Below are 15,738 nucleotides of genomic sequence, written 5' to 3' on the forward strand. Positions count from 1 at the left end.
GTGCTCCTTCGTGTCGTGACAGGCTCCAGTGTTCTGGAGTGCAATATAGGGCTTGCCCGTTGTCGCAATAATCCAGATAATGCAGGATGCTTTGTTCGGTATTTTAAACAATGAACGACATAGACCTACGAGACATGGCGATATTTCAAGCGGTTGCCCGGCACCGAAACTTCCGGCGTGCCGCCGCGGAACTGCGTTTGTCAGCGTCGCTTGTCAGCCAGCGCATGAAGGACCTCGAGGCGCGGCTTGGGGTGCGCCTGCTTAACCGCACAACCCGCAGCGTATCCCCTACGGAATATGGCGAAAGGCTTGCCGCGCGGCTTGCCCCAGCCCTTCGCGATGTCGCAGACGCCCTTGAGGACATTCGCACCCGGCAACACAGAATCACCGGCAGGCTGCGCATCAATGCACCACCCCCTGCGGCGCACCTTGTGCTGGCGCCTATGGTTGCGCCATTTCTGCACAAGCACCCAGGCGTAGAACTGGAGATCGTCACCGACGCCACTTTTGTGGATATTGTCAGTGAGGGCTTTGATGCCGGCGTTCGCTGGGAGGAAAGCCTGGCACAGGACATGATCGCCATTTCTCTTGGACCGCGCGAACGCTTTGTGATTGTCGCGTCGCCTGAATGTATTGCCAGACATGGCCTGCCACGGGAGCCTTCGGACCTACTTGACAAGCCATTATTGTCGGTGCGCTTTCGCAACCATGTACAACATGCGTGGGAGTTTGAGAAGGATAGCCGCACTGTCAGCATCAAACCGAAGGGGCCTTTCACTTCCACTGACAGCCGGGTCTTGATTGACGCCGCGCTGGACGGGGTTGGTTATCTGGCGACTTTTGAAGGGTATGTACGTCGCTTGATTGATGAAGGCAGGCTTGTAAACCTGATGCCGGACTGGCTGCCAAGTTTCACAGGGCCCTACCTTTACTACCCAAGCCGCCGGCAGCCGCCGGCTGCACTCGCAGCATTTATTGCCTTCGTGCGCGAATGGACAGCCGTCACGCGCTAGTGCGCGGCATGACGCGGCCATTCCGCAGTGCCTTGATGTCTTCAAGCATCATATACAGGCATGGTACGAGAATCAGGATAATGGATGTGGCGAACACGATCCCGAAGCCTAGCGATATCGCCATGGGGATCAGGTGCTGCGCCTGCAACGTTGTCTCCATCAGGATTGGCGTCAGTCCGCCGAAGGTGGTCAATGTAGTGAGAATGATAGGCCGGAAGCGCCTGAGCCCTGCCATGTGGATGGCGTCGTGCGCGCTATAGTCGCCCCGGTGTTTGTTAGCAAAGTCTGTCATGATCAGGCTGTCATTCACCACCACGCCCGAGAGAGCCACAATGCCCATCAGGCTGATGAGGGACAGATCAAAGCCCATGATAATATGGCCGATTACCGCGCCGATGATACCAAAGGGGATAGCGCACAGTACAATAAAAGGCTGAGCATAGCTTTTAAACGCGACCGCGAGCAGGGCATAGATCACAAAAATGGCCAAGCCAAAGCCGCCCCACAGCGCCTGCGTTGAGCGTCGCATTTCCGCCTGACTGCCCTGAAAGCTCCAGGTTAGGCCGGGGTAATCGGCTTGAAGCTGGGGCAGTACGTCGCTGGTCAGTGCAGCGACAACTTGCACAATCTGCCGCTTCGGCTCCACATCTGCTGAAACAGTGACGACCCGCCTGCCGTTGCGGCGTGTTATGCTGCTGAAGGCCTCGGTATACTCAAGCTCTGTCACGTCCATCAGCGGTACCTCGGTGCCGCTTGGTGTGCGGATGACGAAATTCTCGATACTGTCGATATCGTTACGTTCCGCCTCGGGCAATTTTACCCGCACTTCTGTCTCGTTGGTGCCGCGTAACTGCCGCACAGCGAGGGCGCCGAAAAAGGCCCCGCGGAGCTGCTCGCCGACATCCTCAGGGGTTAGCCCAAGTGCGCGCCCTTCCGGGCGCAGACGGAAGTCCATGCGTTTGTTGCCGGCGTTATAGTTGTCGTTAACATCGGCAGTTCCCGCGAAGCTTTGCATGATCTGCACCAGTGACTGACTTGCATCTGCCAGCACGTTGATGTCATTGTGGCTGAGATCAACGCTGATATCGGAGCGCCAGCCACCGGGGCCGCGCTCCGCCTCGAAAGTGATCTGGTCCACGCCCTGCACATCGCCGATCTCATCGCGCCATAGCTCAATGACCTGCTTGGCGGTCATGTCACGTTCCCCCGGTGGGCGCATGACAATCTCTATATCGATAAAATTCTGGCCGCGTACATTGGTTTTTATGCCTTCGGCCACCTCATGCAGGTTATGTTCTTCATACATTTTCCGCGTGGCAGCGGTCAGTTCCAGCGCCATCTTGCCGGCCTGTGCCGGTGTCGTGCCAACCGGCAGGGAAACACCAGCCTCAATCTCGTCTGCGGCAACTTCAGGCATCATGACCATGCCCATGTGGTCACTGCGCGCGTAGCTGCCTGCAACCGCGAGAAGTGCCAGCGCGAAAGTCACCGTCACGTAGCGGTTGCGCAGGCAGGCATCAAGGAAGCGGCTGTAGTGTGTGCGGACAAACCGGTCAAACCGGTTGGCGAAGGCACTTTGCCTGTCCTTGATAATTTTCATCACCCGGTTTTCGGTTTTGTTTTTCTCCACATGGGCCAGGTGGGCCGGCAGGATAAAAAGTGCTTCCATCAGCGAGATGATCAGCACCGTCATCACGACCACGGGCAGCGGCCACCAGAATTTTCCGGTTTCGCCCGGGATGAAGAGAAGCGGGATAAACGCGATCACATTGGTGAGGATCGAAAACGTCACAGGCATGGCAATTGACCGCGCGCCCACGATCGCGGCCTTGAGCGGGTTGCTGTATTTTTTTCGTGCCTCGAATGTGTTCTCCCCCACCACGATAGCGTCATCGACGACAATGCCGAGTGCGACCAGAAAACCGAACATTGAGATCATGTTGATGCTGACACCGAAAGCGGGCAGGAACAGGATGCCGCCAACAAAAGAGATGGTCATGCCCATCATCACCCAAAAGGCCAACCGCGGGGCAAGAAACAGCGACAGGATGGCAAGCACGATAAAAATGGACAGTGCGCCATTTTCCAGAAGGAGATACAGGCGGTCGCGGTATTCCTCGGCGTTGTTGCTGTCGATACGCCATTCTACGCCGGGCGGCATGGTGTGTTCAAACTCTGCCATGACCGCCTGCACGCTTTCCTCGATCTCAAGCGGGGACTGGGTGCCGGTACGGTAAACCTCAAGCTCAACAGAAGGCACACCGTTGAAACGGGAGTGGAAATTGCCTTCCTCGAAACCGTCCCGAATAGTGGCGATGTCGCCTAAGCGCAAGGTGGCGCCAGTGTCGCTTGCGATCACTTCAATATCGGCAAATTGCTCTGCCCATACGCGGCGTTCCTGCATGCGGAGAAGGATGACCCCGTCATAGGTGTTCACGGCGCCTGCGGGCACGTCCTGGCTTGACTGGCTGATGATGTCAGCAACTTCGGGCAAGGTCAGGCCGTAGGTGCGCAAGGTTTGGGCAGGGATCTCGACGTGGGTGATGTATCCCGGCACATTGCCAAGCTCAACCTGCGTGATATTGGGGTCGTTCAATAACTGGTCTCTGAGACGCTCGGAAAGTTTACGCATTGTCCAGGTATCGACAGGGCCATAAAGGCCAAGCTGCATGGCTTCTTGCTGGCGGCCTTGAAGGCGGACCTCAGGATTGTCGACTTCCTCTGGAAAGGTGCGGATGCGCGCAATGGCCTGATCAATATCCTGAAAGGCTTTCATCCGGTCGGTACCGGTAACAAGTTCCACGTCGATACGCCCGCTGCCTTCACGGGCTTCGGATGTGACCTCCCGGATGCCTTCTACCTGCCGGACCGCCTCCTCGATCGGTTGCAGGATACCGCTTTCCACTTCGCTTGGCGCAGCGCCGGGGTAGGAGACACTAACCGTGACAATATCGAGATCAAATTGGGGGAAAACCTCTTTCTGAATATTCAGCGCAGACCAAATGCCGCCCACAAGCAGGATCATCATCGCCAGGTTGGCCGCGACAGCATTTTTGGCCATCCATGCAATCGGGCCGCGCTCGTCGACAGGGTCCTGGTGCTGGCTCATGCGCCTCTCCTATTCACCTTGTGTGGTGCTTGCGGTCCGGAGCGGCGCCCCGTCCGTAACCGTGGCGAGGTTGCTGGTGACGATGAGGTCACCTGTGTTCAGACCGCTGCTGATATAAGCATAGGCGGTGTCTTTGAAGGCGACGGTTACCGGGCGCACATCAAGGTTGCTTTCCTGCATCACCCAGACAGTGTCCCCCTGCCTGAGGTGGTCCCGATCGATCCGCACCACATCGCTAAGTGGTTTGCCGCTGATTTTTGCTTGCACGATTGATCCAACGATCAGTATTGGCAAGCTGTTGTCGCCGCTGCGGGATAGCGGGTCCCGGACGCTGACGAGAATGCGGGCAAGCCGTGTCTGCGGGTCCGTGGAGCCGATCAGGCTGAGGATTTCCCCTTCTCTGGATATACCGTCAGGCCAGGCTGCGCGGTCACTGATTTCCACCCGCGCACCAGCTTTACCCTGCTGCGGAATGGCAATCTGTTTCAGTTTAGTCAGGGGGACTGTCACGATAACATGATATTCTTCCGTGCCGACAAGCCGCGCCAACATGGTGCCGGGGTCAACTTCTGATCCGACATTGGCTCCCCGGGTGATGATTTGAGCATCAAAAGGTGCGGTGACATCGGTCCGCTCGAGGTCCAGCTTCGCTTGATCGAGGGCTGCGCGTGCCGCCATAAGCGCCGCTTCAGCAGCGTCCCGTTGTGGTTCCCTCAAGGCGAGGGCGCTGTCTGCCCCTTCCATGTTTTTGCTCAGAACTTCAAAATCGCGCTTGGCAATATTACCTCTACCCTGTTCCTGCGCCAGCGCGCTTTGCGCTTCCTTGAGAAGGCCTTCCTGTTGCCGGACCCTGTGGTGATAATCGGCATTATCCAGGCTGAGCAGGGTTTGTCCCTTCTTGACAAAACCGCCGGGAATGAAGTTGTCGGATACCTCCATCACACGGCCTGCGACGCGCGGACGCAGCTCAATGTCCTGTGCTGCCGTGACAGTTCCAAGCCCGGTGATCTGCGGGGTGTAGATACCTCGCTCGACAGGCACGACATCCACCAGCATGGCAGTTTCACGGGTCGCGGTTTCCCGCTCAGCTTTTGGTTCGCTGCTATAGATGACAAAAATCAGCGCAGCCGCGATACCGATGATCAGCAAGCTCAACAGGGCGGTGGCGACAGGTCTCAAGGTTCGCACGCTGCTTTTTTCACCCTCATGAGGGGCTGTTTCGGTTTCCACCACTGAAATGTCTCCCTCTGATTTTCAAGAAACCCATATCATAATACGTCGCATTTGCAATAATTGTCAGACTGTACCAGCAGATTCCGGCGGTTTGCATGACCTAGCTTTCAAAAACCCATTTGCCGCCAACCATAGTGCGCTCTACCGGAATGTCGACAAGACTGAACGGGTCTGCTTTTGTCGGGTCTTCGTCCAACACCACGATGTCCGCCAACTTGCCGACTTCCAGCGAACCTTTGATCTTTTCTTCATACGAAGCGTAAGCGCCGTGGATCGTTCCTATCTTGATTGCTTCCTCCACGGTGATGCGCTGCTTTGGTCCCCACAGGGAGCCTTTCATGTCGGTGCGGGTGACACTTGATTGCAGTGCCATCATGGGTTCATAGGGGCCAGGCGGGTAGTCGGACGACTGTGTGACCTTGATGCCAGCGTCGAGAAAGCTTCTGAGTGCAAACATATGGTTGAGCCTTTCCTTGCCGTATTCGCCCATCTTTTCGCCATGGAAATAAACATATGTTGAGAAAGGCGTCGGAATAGCGCCTAGCGCGGCGATCCGGCGCACGAGGTCATTGTTGATAACGGTGCAGTGCTCTAGCCGGAAGCGTGGATCCGCCTTTGGCATTTCCTTTTGCAGGCGTTCATAGATGCCCAGCGTGATATCCACCGCGACATCGCCGTTGGCGTGGATGCCAACCTGCCATCCGGCGGCGTGGGCTTTGCGGGCCAATTCATAAAGTTTGTCGTCCGGCGTGACGATGATGCCATAGTCGTCCGGGCGGCCGATGTATGGCGCGGAAAGCCGTGCGGTGCGCTCTGAAATAGAGCCATCACAAGTGGCTTTCATGCCGCCAAGTCGCACCCATTCATCGCCAAAGCCTGTCCTGAGGCCCGCGTCGATCATGCGGTCGATATCGAAGTGGCCAATCATGCAATAGATGCGGGTGCCCAGCACGCCCGCCTGATAGGCGTCGGTATAGGCGACGAAATCATCACGGCTGCCGTAGGCGTCTGTCACGGATGTGATGCCGGATTTTGCCAGCATTTTGGAGATCAGCGCCACACCGTCACGGTGCTGTTCCCGTGTGTGACCCTTGGGGATAAAGGCTTCAACCGCGCTGGCCCCGGTTTCCAGCAGTCGACCGTTCAACTGGCCATCTGTGCGGTCGAATCTGCCGCCTTCGGGGTCTGGCGTGCTGCCGTCAATACCAGCCATCTTGAGCGCTAGTGAATTTACGAAACCGGTGTGGCCGCCACGGTGTGAGATGAAAACCGGGTGGTCTGGCGCAGCTTCATCAAGATCGGCGCGGGTTAGGAAACGTCCTTCGGCCGTTTTAGTGTCGTCATATTTGAAGCCAAGCACCCATTCTCCCGGTGCCTTCTGCGCGGCAGCGGCGCGTATAGCGTCTTTGATCGCGGCGATGGAACGCAGGTCACAGTCAACTTGAAAGAGGTGCATAACGCCAGAATAAGCTGGATGGCTGTGTGCATCAATGAAGCCGGGCAGGACGGTTTTGCCTATGAGGTTGATCTTTTTGCTCAGCGGGCTCGCGAGATGCATCACGTCGTCATTGCTGCCAATGGCTGTGATGTGGCCACCGCTGATGGCGACGGCTTCCGCGCGGGGCATCGCCGGATTGGAGGTGATGATGGTGCCGCCGTGCAGGATAAGGTCCGGCTTTTCCATACTGACCATGGGCAAAAGCGCGAGACCGCCCATTTGGGCATGAAAGGTGCGGCGTGTGATCATATGCTGTTCCCCCGAAAGCAAAGTGTGGTGATGGGCGTCCTACACAGCACAGATGACCACGCCCGATATGCGGTCACCCAAACTTCATACAATAGCTGCCCGAAATTTCCCAGCGGCGTTCACATGACATAAAGCGAGCAGTTCCGCTGATTCATGCCGGAGGTTGCCGTGGCCATATGGCTGGCAAGTCTTTTTTCTACCAAATATGGTGTATTGAGCGTTTCTTTGCACAAATTGAGGGGCTATACTGCCGCTTCGCTGGCGGGCTTGGACGTCAGTATTCAATGCATTCGAAAGCGTGGAGACAGGGGCAAAATGGCCGAGACCGGTGAAAAGCAGCTTACGGGACTTCTGGAAGAACGACATGTTTACAAGCCGTTCAGGTATCCTTGGGCGTATGAAGCATGGCTGATGCAGCAGCAAATTCACTGGTTGCCGGAGGAGGTGCCGCTGGCGGAAGATGTGCGCGACTGGGCCCGCAAGCTTAGTGACAGCGAGAAGAACCTGCTGACGCAGATTTTCCGCTTCTTCACGCAAAGCGATATCGAGGTGAACAACTGCTACATGAAGCATTACACACGGGTGTTCAAACCCACCGAAGTGCAGATGATGCTGGCAGCGTTCTCGAATATCGAGACTGTTCACATTGCCGCCTATAGCCACCTGCTTGATACGCTTGGCATGCCAGAGGCTGAGTATTCCGCCTTCCTTCACTATAAAGAGATGAAGGACAAATACGACTATATGCAGCAATTCAATGTGGATGATCTCAAGTCGACTGCGCTGACGGTTGCTGTTTTTGGTGCCTTCACTGAAGGTCTGCAACTGTTCGCCTCCTTTGCTATGCTGCTGAACTTCCCGCGCTTCAACAAAATGAAGGGCATGGGGCAGATCATCAGTTGGTCGGTGCGGGATGAAAGCCTGCACTGCGAAAGCATTATCAAGCTGTTCAAGACGTTGGTCAGCGAAAACCCGGAAATCTGGGATGAGGACCTGAAGTCGCAGATCACCGAAGCGTGCCGCACGATCGTTGAGCATGAGGATGCCTTCATTGACCTCGCGTTTGGCATGGGGCCAATTGAGGGCCTGACCGCCGAGGAAGTGAAGCAGTATATCCGCTATATCGCCAACCGTCGGCTGGACCAATTGGATCTCGATGGCCTTTATGACATCGACATCAACCCGTTGCCATGGCTCGACAGCATGCTGAATGCGGTGGAACACACCAACTTTTTCGAGAACCGTGCGACGGAATACTCCAAAGCGGCGACACAGGGATCATGGGACGAGGCGTTCGAATAGGCGCAGAACCGACCTGACCGGCACTAGAGATAAAAAAGCCCCGAGCGCCATATGGCTCGGGGCTTTTTATATGAACGCCGCCCGAGGGAGCACCGCCGCATGAAGTTGCGCGCTTCCCGGACCGGTTACAGCGAGGAGGAGTGACCGGTCCGGGTTCCCCTCAGGGTCTCAGGTCATGAGGGGATCGGTAGCGTGCATCAGTCCCACCAGTTGTGGGCTGTCTTGTGGTTATTACGGTCTTTCCAAGGATTGCCGTAATACCCGCCGTGGGCGTAGCGGATCGCAAGCGATGCGTAATATTCGTTCACGTTGCTTGCGATCTCTTCGGCCAACTCATGACCCAGGTCAATTGCGGTTTCGCTGCGCACTTGTTGCGCCATATGAGCCCGGTTGGCTTTGCTGTTGTTTTTAAACAGCGCGACCACCCGATTGTTGGGAAATCTGTTTGTGGGTTCGGCTGTGCAGCGTGTGTGAGCCCTCAGGTTTTCGCCATAGGTCATATAGGTGCCTGCCTTGGCCACTATGCGTTCCCGGTCACGACCAACGCCGTCTGTTTGAACACGGACCGTATAGTGCGCGGTTACCTCTGCACGTTCCTTCACAACCGTGTAAGAAGCCTTATATAGCGGGCCGCAATGGTTGCCGGTGCGAGGATTGACACGTTTGTAGCGGTCATCTTTGCGGTCGCGATCAACGACCCGGAACACGAGGTCAAAATCCTGCTCTCTAACATGAACAGTCATGTCGGCTTGGCGTGGATTGTTCACAAGGCGTACATAACCGGGCAGGTTGTGGCGCATGGCTTGCTCTGTCTGCTGTTGAAACCGCTCATCACTGGGGCGTTTTTCGCGTGTGTCGACATCGACGAATATCTTGACCGGATTATCATGGCGAAAAGCAACAGACCGTGCATAGCCCTCAGCGCCGTCATGGCTTCCGTGATAAGTAGGGTCGGCAAACGAGGCTGTGGTCGCCAGCATGGCCAAACCTGCGCTGGCTGTGGCGGTGCGTATCGCATTCAGTGGTTTCATCTTGGCTTCCTCCGCTGTTGATAATGCAACAATAGATGAAGCTCGCTGAGCCAAGCCTGAGCTTCGCGTTCACTTAACGTTCATGAACGCGGTAGGAATAAACCCTTATATTTTAAAACTTTATGGCGGTGTACCATTTCTTTTGATGTTGTGTGATTTCGCGCTGACCTCATTGTCGCATATCAACAAAAAGCCCGCGAACCGAAGTGCGCGGGCTTTTGATTCGGTTATGCCATGCAGCTTATAGCTGGCCGTGACAATGCTTGAATTTTTTGCCGGACCCACAGGGGCACGGGTCATTCCGTCCGACATCCTGATAGGGGTTACTGGCGCTCTGGCTGCTTTGGGCGCCGGGGACCGGCATGCCTGTCATACGCACGTCGCCGTGGCAATGTTTGAACTTTTCACCTGACCCGCAAGGGCAGGGGGAATTACGTGGTACATCACCCCAAGTGCTGGTGTCGTTAGAGTCAAACGCACCGCTGCTCTGGCCGCTACCTATCGCTGAGTCAGGCGCCGGGTGGCTTTCCTGCACAATCTTTGGGCTTTTAGGTTCCAGTTCTGCAGGGTCGGTCTGCGGAGCCAACTCAATACGGCATAGAAGCTGGGTGACATTTTCACGCATGTGATAAAGCATGGCTTCAAACAGCGTGAAGGCTTCCGTTTTATACTCGTTCAGCGGGTCGCGTTGACCGTATGCCCTGAGGCTAACCCCTTGACGCAAGTGGTCAAGATTCTGCAGGTGCTCTTTCCATTCCTGATCCACAACCTGCAACAACAGACTTTTTTCAATGCCGCGCCAGAATTCCGGACCATATTTGGCCGCCTTTGATGCAAGGTGTTTTTCAGCGGCATTATCCAGACGTTCGATGATCACTTTGTCATCGACACCTTCTTCTGCAGCCCAGGCTTTGACATCGACGTCGAGCCCCAGATAGGTCCGCACATCTTCCTGCAAACCGTCAATATCCCACTGCTCGGGATAGGATTTTGCCGGGATGGCTTTTTCGGTGATATGGTCAACCACATCAGCGCGCATGTCCTTGATGGTCTCGGCAACGTCTTCTGCGTCCATGATTTCACGGCGCTGTTCGTAGATGACGCGGCGCTGGTCGTTCATCACATCGTCAAATTTGACGAGGTTTTTCCTGATATCGTAGTTGCGAGCTTCCACCTTGTGCTGAGCTTTTTCAATCGCTTTGTTGATCCACGGATGAATGATGGCTTCACCTTCTTCGATACCAAGGCGCACAAGCATACTATCCATACGCTCGGGACCAAAGATACGCATCAGGTCATCTTGAAGCGACAGGAAGAACTTGGTACGGCCCGGGTCACCCTGCCGACCGGAACGGCCGCGCAACTGGTTGTCGATACGGCGGCTTTCGTGCCGTTCGGTCGCAACGATATAGAGACCACCAGCCTCGATAACCTTTTGCTTTTCCTCAGCAACCTCAGCGCGGATACGCTCCGCCGCTTTTTTGATTCCGGTTTCGTCCTCGATGCCTGCGGTTTCTTCTTCAATCCGCATGTCGGCGTTACCGCCAAGCTGGATATCGGTGCCGCGTCCCGCCATGTTGGTGGCGATGGTGACCGCATTCAGACGGCCAGCTTGCGCCACGATGGACGCTTCCTGCTCGTGGAAACGGGCGTTGAGCACCTGGTGCTTGATCTTCTTCTCTTTCAGGAAGGCTGACAGTACTTCAGATTTCTCAATGGAGACCGTACCCACAAGGACCGGCTGGCCTTTTTTCTGGGCTTCGTCGATATCCCGCACGATGGCGTCGAATTTTTCCTTGGCGGTACGATAGAACTCATCATGCTCGTCTACGCGCTGGATCGGCACGTTGGTCGGTATTTCAACGACGCCAAGACCGTAAATGTCGCCAAATTCCTCGGCTTCAGTGGCGGCCGTACCGGTCATACCCGAAAGCTTGGGGTACATGCGGAAATAGTTCTGGAATGTGATGGAGGCCAGTGTCTGGTTTTCCGGCTGGATCTCGGCACCTTCCTTGGCCTCAAGCGCCTGATGGAGGCCACCTGAGTAGCGGCGGCCTTCCATCATACGGCCAGTAAATTCATCAATGATGATGACCTTGCCGCCCTTGACGATATAGTCTGTGTCACGTTCGAACATGGTGTGCGCTTTCAGCGCCTGGTCCACGTGGTGCACGATGGCGGTGTTCTCATAATCGTAGAGATCGTCGCCTTGAAGCATGCCGGCATCACGCAGGATTTGTTCAACCCGTTCGGTGCCATCTTCCGTCAGCGCTACATGTTTGGACTTTTCGTCCTTTTCATAATCGCCTTCGCCGAGTTGCGCGACAATCTTGTCGATGGAGATGTAAAGCTCCGATTTGTCGTCGGTGGGGCCAGAGATAATCAGCGGTGTGCGCGCCTCATCAATCAGGATCGAATCTACTTCATCGACGATGGCGTAGTGGAAAGCACGTTGGACCATCTCGTCCCTGTGCGACTTCATATTATCGCGCAGATAATCGAAGCCTAGTTCGTTATTGGTGCCATATGTGATGTCACAGGCATAAGCTTCACGGCGTTCCTGATCGTATTTTCCGGGCACTATGACGCCGGTGGTCAGGCCAAGGAACCCGTATAGTTTACTCATCCATGCGGCATCACGTTCTGCCAGATAGTCGTTGACGGTGACAACATGCACACCTTTGCCGGGCAGGGCGTTGAGGTAAGCCGCGAGCGTGGCGACCAAGGTTTTACCTTCACCGGTCTTCATCTCGGCGATGCTGTTGTCGTTCAGCACCATGCCGCCAATGAGCTGCACATCATAGTGCCGCAGGCCCAGTGCGCGTTTGGATGCTTCCCTTACCACGGCGAAAGCCTCAACAAGCAGGTCGTCAGTCCCCTCACCTGCCGTGAGCCGGTTTTTGAATTCCCCGGTTTTGGCTTTTAACTCTTCGTCGGAGAGTTTTTCATAGTTGGCCTCAAGCGCGTTGATCGCTTCGACTTTAGGCGTGAGTTTCGCAAGGTAACGGTCGTTCGCCGAACCGAAGATCTTTTTGGCGAGTGAATTAAGTCCCAGCATAATGTTTCCCTGGTCTGCCCTTCCTGGTCACGCGGTGTTGTCTTGACGGCAGACCTGATAAAAATGTTCCGCAAAACAGCAATTGGATGACTTTATTAATATATGCAGTTTGTCACTACAGGATTGCAGGCACAGATAAGTATCTGCTTGCCGTCTGTCAACTGGGCTGGGGTAATCCGCTGCCAAATGACCATAATGCATGTGCAATTCTTGCAGCTGCGGTGTTATATGAGCAATATGTTCTTTCAACTTCATGACCACGGATGACATAAATGGCCGAGTCTAAGATATCCCCGCTGGCACCAGCCACTTTTCCCAACCTATTACCTGTCCCCGGCGTTGAGATGGGCGCCATGTATGCCGGGTTCCGTAAAAGGGAACGACCAGACCTGCTGTTAGCGGTTTTCAATGAAGGCTCTGTCGCCGCTGGCGTGTTCACGCGATCAAAGGCACCTGCTGCACCGGTAGACTGGTGCCGCGAGACCTTGGCGAAAACCGGCGGCAAAGTACGGGCCCTTGTTGTGAATGCGGGTAACGCTAATGCCTTCACCGGAGAGAAGGGCATGAAAGCGGTGGTCAAGTCTGCCGATGCGGCATCGCGGACCGTTGGCTGCGTGCCAGAGGAGGTGCTGCTGTGTTCAACCGGTGTGATTGGAGTGCCGCTGAATGGTGACCTGTTTGAAAAACCTTTGGCGCGCATCTACGACGGTATGTCCGGGGCCATGTGGCGGGAGGCAGCAGGCGCTATTATGACGACGGACACATATCCTAAGGGGTGTTGCCGGGTCGCTACGGTTGAAGGCCGCCCGGTGGTTATTTCCGGTATCACCAAAGGTTCAGGCATGATCGCGCCTGACATGGCAACGATGCTGGGTTTTGTTTTTACCAACGCAGCGCTTACCCATGATTGTTTGCAAAAGCTGCTGTCGGACGCGACGGACCGCAGTTTTAACAGCATTACGGTGGACAGTGATACGTCCACCAACGACACCTGTATCGCGGTGGCAACCGGGGTTGGTGCGGCGTATGAGCCGATCAACGACCCTGATGACCCGCGGCTCGCGGACTTTCGCGTCAAATTTGACGAGCTGATGATCGACCTTGCACAGCAAATTGTGCGGGACGGCGAGGGCGCGACCAAATTTGTATCGATTACCATCGAAGGCGCGGAAAGTGACGCTGCGGCACGTACGATCGGCAAATCCGTTGCCAACAGCCCGTTGGTAAAAACGGCGATTGCTGGTGAGGATGCCAATTGGGGTCGTCTTGTGGCCGCGGTTGGCAAATCGGGCGAAGCGGCAGAGCGAGACAAACTGCAGATTTGGATCGGTGGGCAGCACGTAGCGCATAAAGGGGCTGTACACCCACGCTACAGCGAACCTGAAGCGGCTGCTCATATGAAGGGACAGGAGATTGATATCCGCATTGATGTCGGAGTTGGTAAAGGGTCCTCGACCGTCTGGACCTGTGACCTGACATATGAATATATCCGCATCAACGCAGATTATCGCAGCTAGGCGGTAACTGCCGCATGTACAGTAGAAAGCCCGGCTAAAGCTGCCGGGCTTTTTGTTGCCTGTGTTCAATGTATTGAAATATATAACATTTTTCTTTGGCACATCTTATGCATCGCCTTTACCGGGTCGTGGCTGAGAAGCGAGTTGCCGGAGAGAAGATATGCCAACTGTAAATTTGGAACTGCAACTAAAGTTTTTGAATGAGCTTGATACCGCTCTTGCCGAGGCGCTGGGCCGTTATTCGGGCGAGGGTGCCGAAAAGCTGGCGGAACTGGAATATATGCAGCGTGAAGTGACGCGTGCGCGCCGGGTGATCAATGATCGTCTGACGGTTACAGACAATGACAAGTCGTCTGCCCGCGTTTCGCGCAAGGAAGAAGGTTACCGCGAAGCAGCATTTTCGTAAGCGCGCCGCCTAGCCGCCATCACCGGCGGCATCGACCTCGGGGCCCAGCATCTCGAATATGCTGAGTACGGTGTCTGACAATGTGCCGATACCAGCCGCAAGACCAGCTGCGATTAACGCGCCGATAAAGCAATATTCTACTGCGGTGGCCCCTTCCAAATTGGTCATAAGTCTGAACAGGGTGCCAGGCTGACGCCGTGCGATCTTGCCGCTTACTCTATAATTCATGTCCTCAACTCCGCTTGCCTCATCTGCAGCCTGTGGCTCAATCATAAACAATCGGTTAAAGCTTGAATTTGGCTAAAACTCTCGTTACCCGTTGGCGTCATGATGGATTGTCCCGAACCGAATGTGAGAGTTGATGCTGGCCTGCCAACCGTGCTGGTCGCTGCCATTGCGCTGATCGATATAGATGGGCGTGTACTGATTGCCGAACGGCCTGCGGGTAAATCCATGGCTGGCATGTGGGAATTTCCCGGCGGCAAGGTTGAGGAAGGTGAAATCCCGGAGGCCGCGCTTATCCGCGAATGCAAGGAAGAACTGGATATCGACATAACGGCCGCCTGCCTCGCTCCCTTTGCTTTTGCCTCCCATTCCTATGAGAAGTTTCACCTGCTGATGCCGCTTTATGTGTGCAGGAAGTGGGAAGGACTTGTGCAAGGAATGGAAGGCCAGCGAACCAAGTGGGTGAAAATTCGCGACCTTGGTGCCTATACCATGCCCCCCGCAGATGAACCTCTTGTTGCCATGTTGCGGGATTTCTTTTGAGCGCAATGGCACTTGAAGACATTTTACTGGCAGACCGAGATGTTGTCCAAATTCTTGAGGCAGTGAAACACCACGCGCCTGTCGGTGCCTGTGTGGCCGCGGGGCTTATCCGCAATCTGGTATGGGACAGGCATTACGGCCGTGTACCGAACGACAGCGGCGGTGACATAGATGTGGTTTATTTTGATACAACCGACCGGTCGCGAGAATCGGAATCCCGATACGAGAACGCGTTAAGAACCGTGGCGCCGGGTTATATCTGGCAGGTACGCAATCAGGCACGTATGCATGTGCCAGCCGGTGATCCGCCATATGCTGATCTGGCGGACGCCTTGTCCCATTGGCCGGAAACTGCAACAGGGGTGGCGGCCCGCTTCAATATGGACGACAGGCTGGAGATAATCGCCCCATTTGGTTTCGGTGATCTCATGGGGCATGTGCTTCGGCCAACGCCTGCCATTGCCGCGCGAGATATCAGCATCTTTCATGCGCGGGTAAGGCAGAAAGGCTGGCTGGAGCGCTGGCCCGATCTTACGGTTGCGGGTGGCTGATTA

The 15,738-nt window shown here is 55.4% G+C and carries 12 protein-coding genes; 6 read left to right on the forward strand and 6 right to left on the reverse strand.

Going from position 1 to position 15,738, the window contains the following annotated elements; genetic code table 11:
• The first annotated feature begins 110 nt into the window (after positions 1-110).
• Positions 111-1,013, forward strand: coding sequence for a LysR family transcriptional regulator (locus ACN0VM_RS08510; protein WP_417450441.1), 903 nt, complete (start codon positions 111-113; stop codon positions 1,011-1,013).
• On the opposite strand, the gene ACN0VM_RS08515 is transcribed toward ACN0VM_RS08510, so the two are convergent.
• From ACN0VM_RS08515 to ACN0VM_RS08525, 3 genes are all read right to left on the reverse strand, one after another.
• Entirely contained in the window at positions 1,003-4,122 is a 3,120-nt protein-coding gene (locus ACN0VM_RS08515; protein WP_417450442.1) for an efflux RND transporter permease subunit, read from the reverse strand. The two genes, ACN0VM_RS08510 and ACN0VM_RS08515, sit on opposite strands and share 11 nt — an antisense overlap.
• A 9-nt stretch (positions 4,123-4,131) precedes the next feature.
• On the reverse strand, positions 4,132-5,352 hold the full coding sequence (locus ACN0VM_RS08520; protein WP_417450443.1) for an efflux RND transporter periplasmic adaptor subunit: 1,221 nt from the start codon (positions 5,350-5,352) through the stop codon (positions 4,132-4,134).
• 103 nt (positions 5,353-5,455) lie between these two features.
• Positions 5,456-7,102 (reverse strand): amidohydrolase, encoded by a 1,647-nt coding sequence (locus ACN0VM_RS08525; RefSeq protein ID WP_417450444.1) that lies wholly within the window; start codon positions 7,100-7,102, stop codon positions 5,456-5,458.
• A gap of 315 nt (positions 7,103-7,417) precedes the next feature.
• Here ACN0VM_RS08525 and ACN0VM_RS08530 point away from each other — a divergent pair, with 315 nt between their 5' ends.
• Positions 7,418-8,404, forward strand: a complete 987-nt coding sequence (locus ACN0VM_RS08530) for a ribonucleotide-diphosphate reductase subunit beta (protein ID WP_417450445.1) — start codon at positions 7,418-7,420, stop codon at positions 8,402-8,404.
• A 197-nt stretch (positions 8,405-8,601) separates the two neighbouring features.
• On the opposite strand, the gene ACN0VM_RS08535 is transcribed toward ACN0VM_RS08530, so the two are convergent.
• Positions 8,602-9,435, reverse strand: coding sequence for a hypothetical protein (locus tag ACN0VM_RS08535; RefSeq protein WP_417450446.1), 834 nt, complete (start codon positions 9,433-9,435; stop codon positions 8,602-8,604).
• A gap of 241 nt (positions 9,436-9,676) precedes the next feature.
• Complete coding sequence (secA, locus tag ACN0VM_RS08540; protein WP_417450447.1) at positions 9,677-12,493, reverse strand: preprotein translocase subunit SecA; 2,817 nt, start codon at positions 12,491-12,493, stop codon at positions 9,677-9,679.
• A 272-nt stretch (positions 12,494-12,765) separates the two neighbouring features.
• Between secA and argJ the strand changes: the two genes are divergently transcribed.
• Both argJ and ACN0VM_RS08550 read left to right on the forward strand, forming a co-directional pair.
• Positions 12,766-14,010: a bifunctional glutamate N-acetyltransferase/amino-acid acetyltransferase ArgJ gene (argJ, locus tag ACN0VM_RS08545; protein ID WP_417450448.1), complete on the forward strand. Its 1,245-nt coding sequence runs from the start codon at positions 12,766-12,768 to the stop codon at positions 14,008-14,010.
• 160 nt (positions 14,011-14,170) lie between these two features.
• Positions 14,171-14,416: a hypothetical protein gene (locus ACN0VM_RS08550; protein ID WP_417450449.1), complete on the forward strand. Its 246-nt coding sequence runs from the start codon at positions 14,171-14,173 to the stop codon at positions 14,414-14,416.
• A 9-nt stretch (positions 14,417-14,425) separates the two neighbouring features.
• Here ACN0VM_RS08550 and ACN0VM_RS08555 read toward each other — a convergent pair whose 3' ends face one another.
• The gene (locus ACN0VM_RS08555) at positions 14,426-14,644 is read right to left on the reverse strand and encodes a Flp family type IVb pilin (protein WP_417450450.1); all 219 of its coding nucleotides are present in this window, start codon (positions 14,642-14,644) and stop codon (positions 14,426-14,428) included.
• 99 nt (positions 14,645-14,743) lie between these two features.
• On the opposite strand from ACN0VM_RS08555, the gene mutT reads away from it, so the two are divergent.
• Together mutT and ACN0VM_RS08565 are read left to right on the forward strand one after the other, a co-directional pair.
• A complete protein-coding gene (gene mutT / locus ACN0VM_RS08560) occupies positions 14,744-15,184 on the forward strand; it encodes an 8-oxo-dGTP diphosphatase MutT (protein WP_417450451.1) in 441 nt (146 codons plus the stop codon).
• A 5-nt stretch (positions 15,185-15,189) separates the two neighbouring features.
• A complete protein-coding gene (locus ACN0VM_RS08565) occupies positions 15,190-15,735 on the forward strand; it encodes a nucleotidyltransferase family protein (RefSeq protein ID WP_417450452.1) in 546 nt (181 codons plus the stop codon).
• Positions 15,736-15,738: the final 3 nt, after the last annotated feature.

It is taken from the genome of Kordiimonas sp. (assembly GCF_048260245.1).
Taxonomy (GTDB): domain Bacteria; phylum Pseudomonadota; class Alphaproteobacteria; order Sphingomonadales; family Kordiimonadaceae; genus Kordiimonas.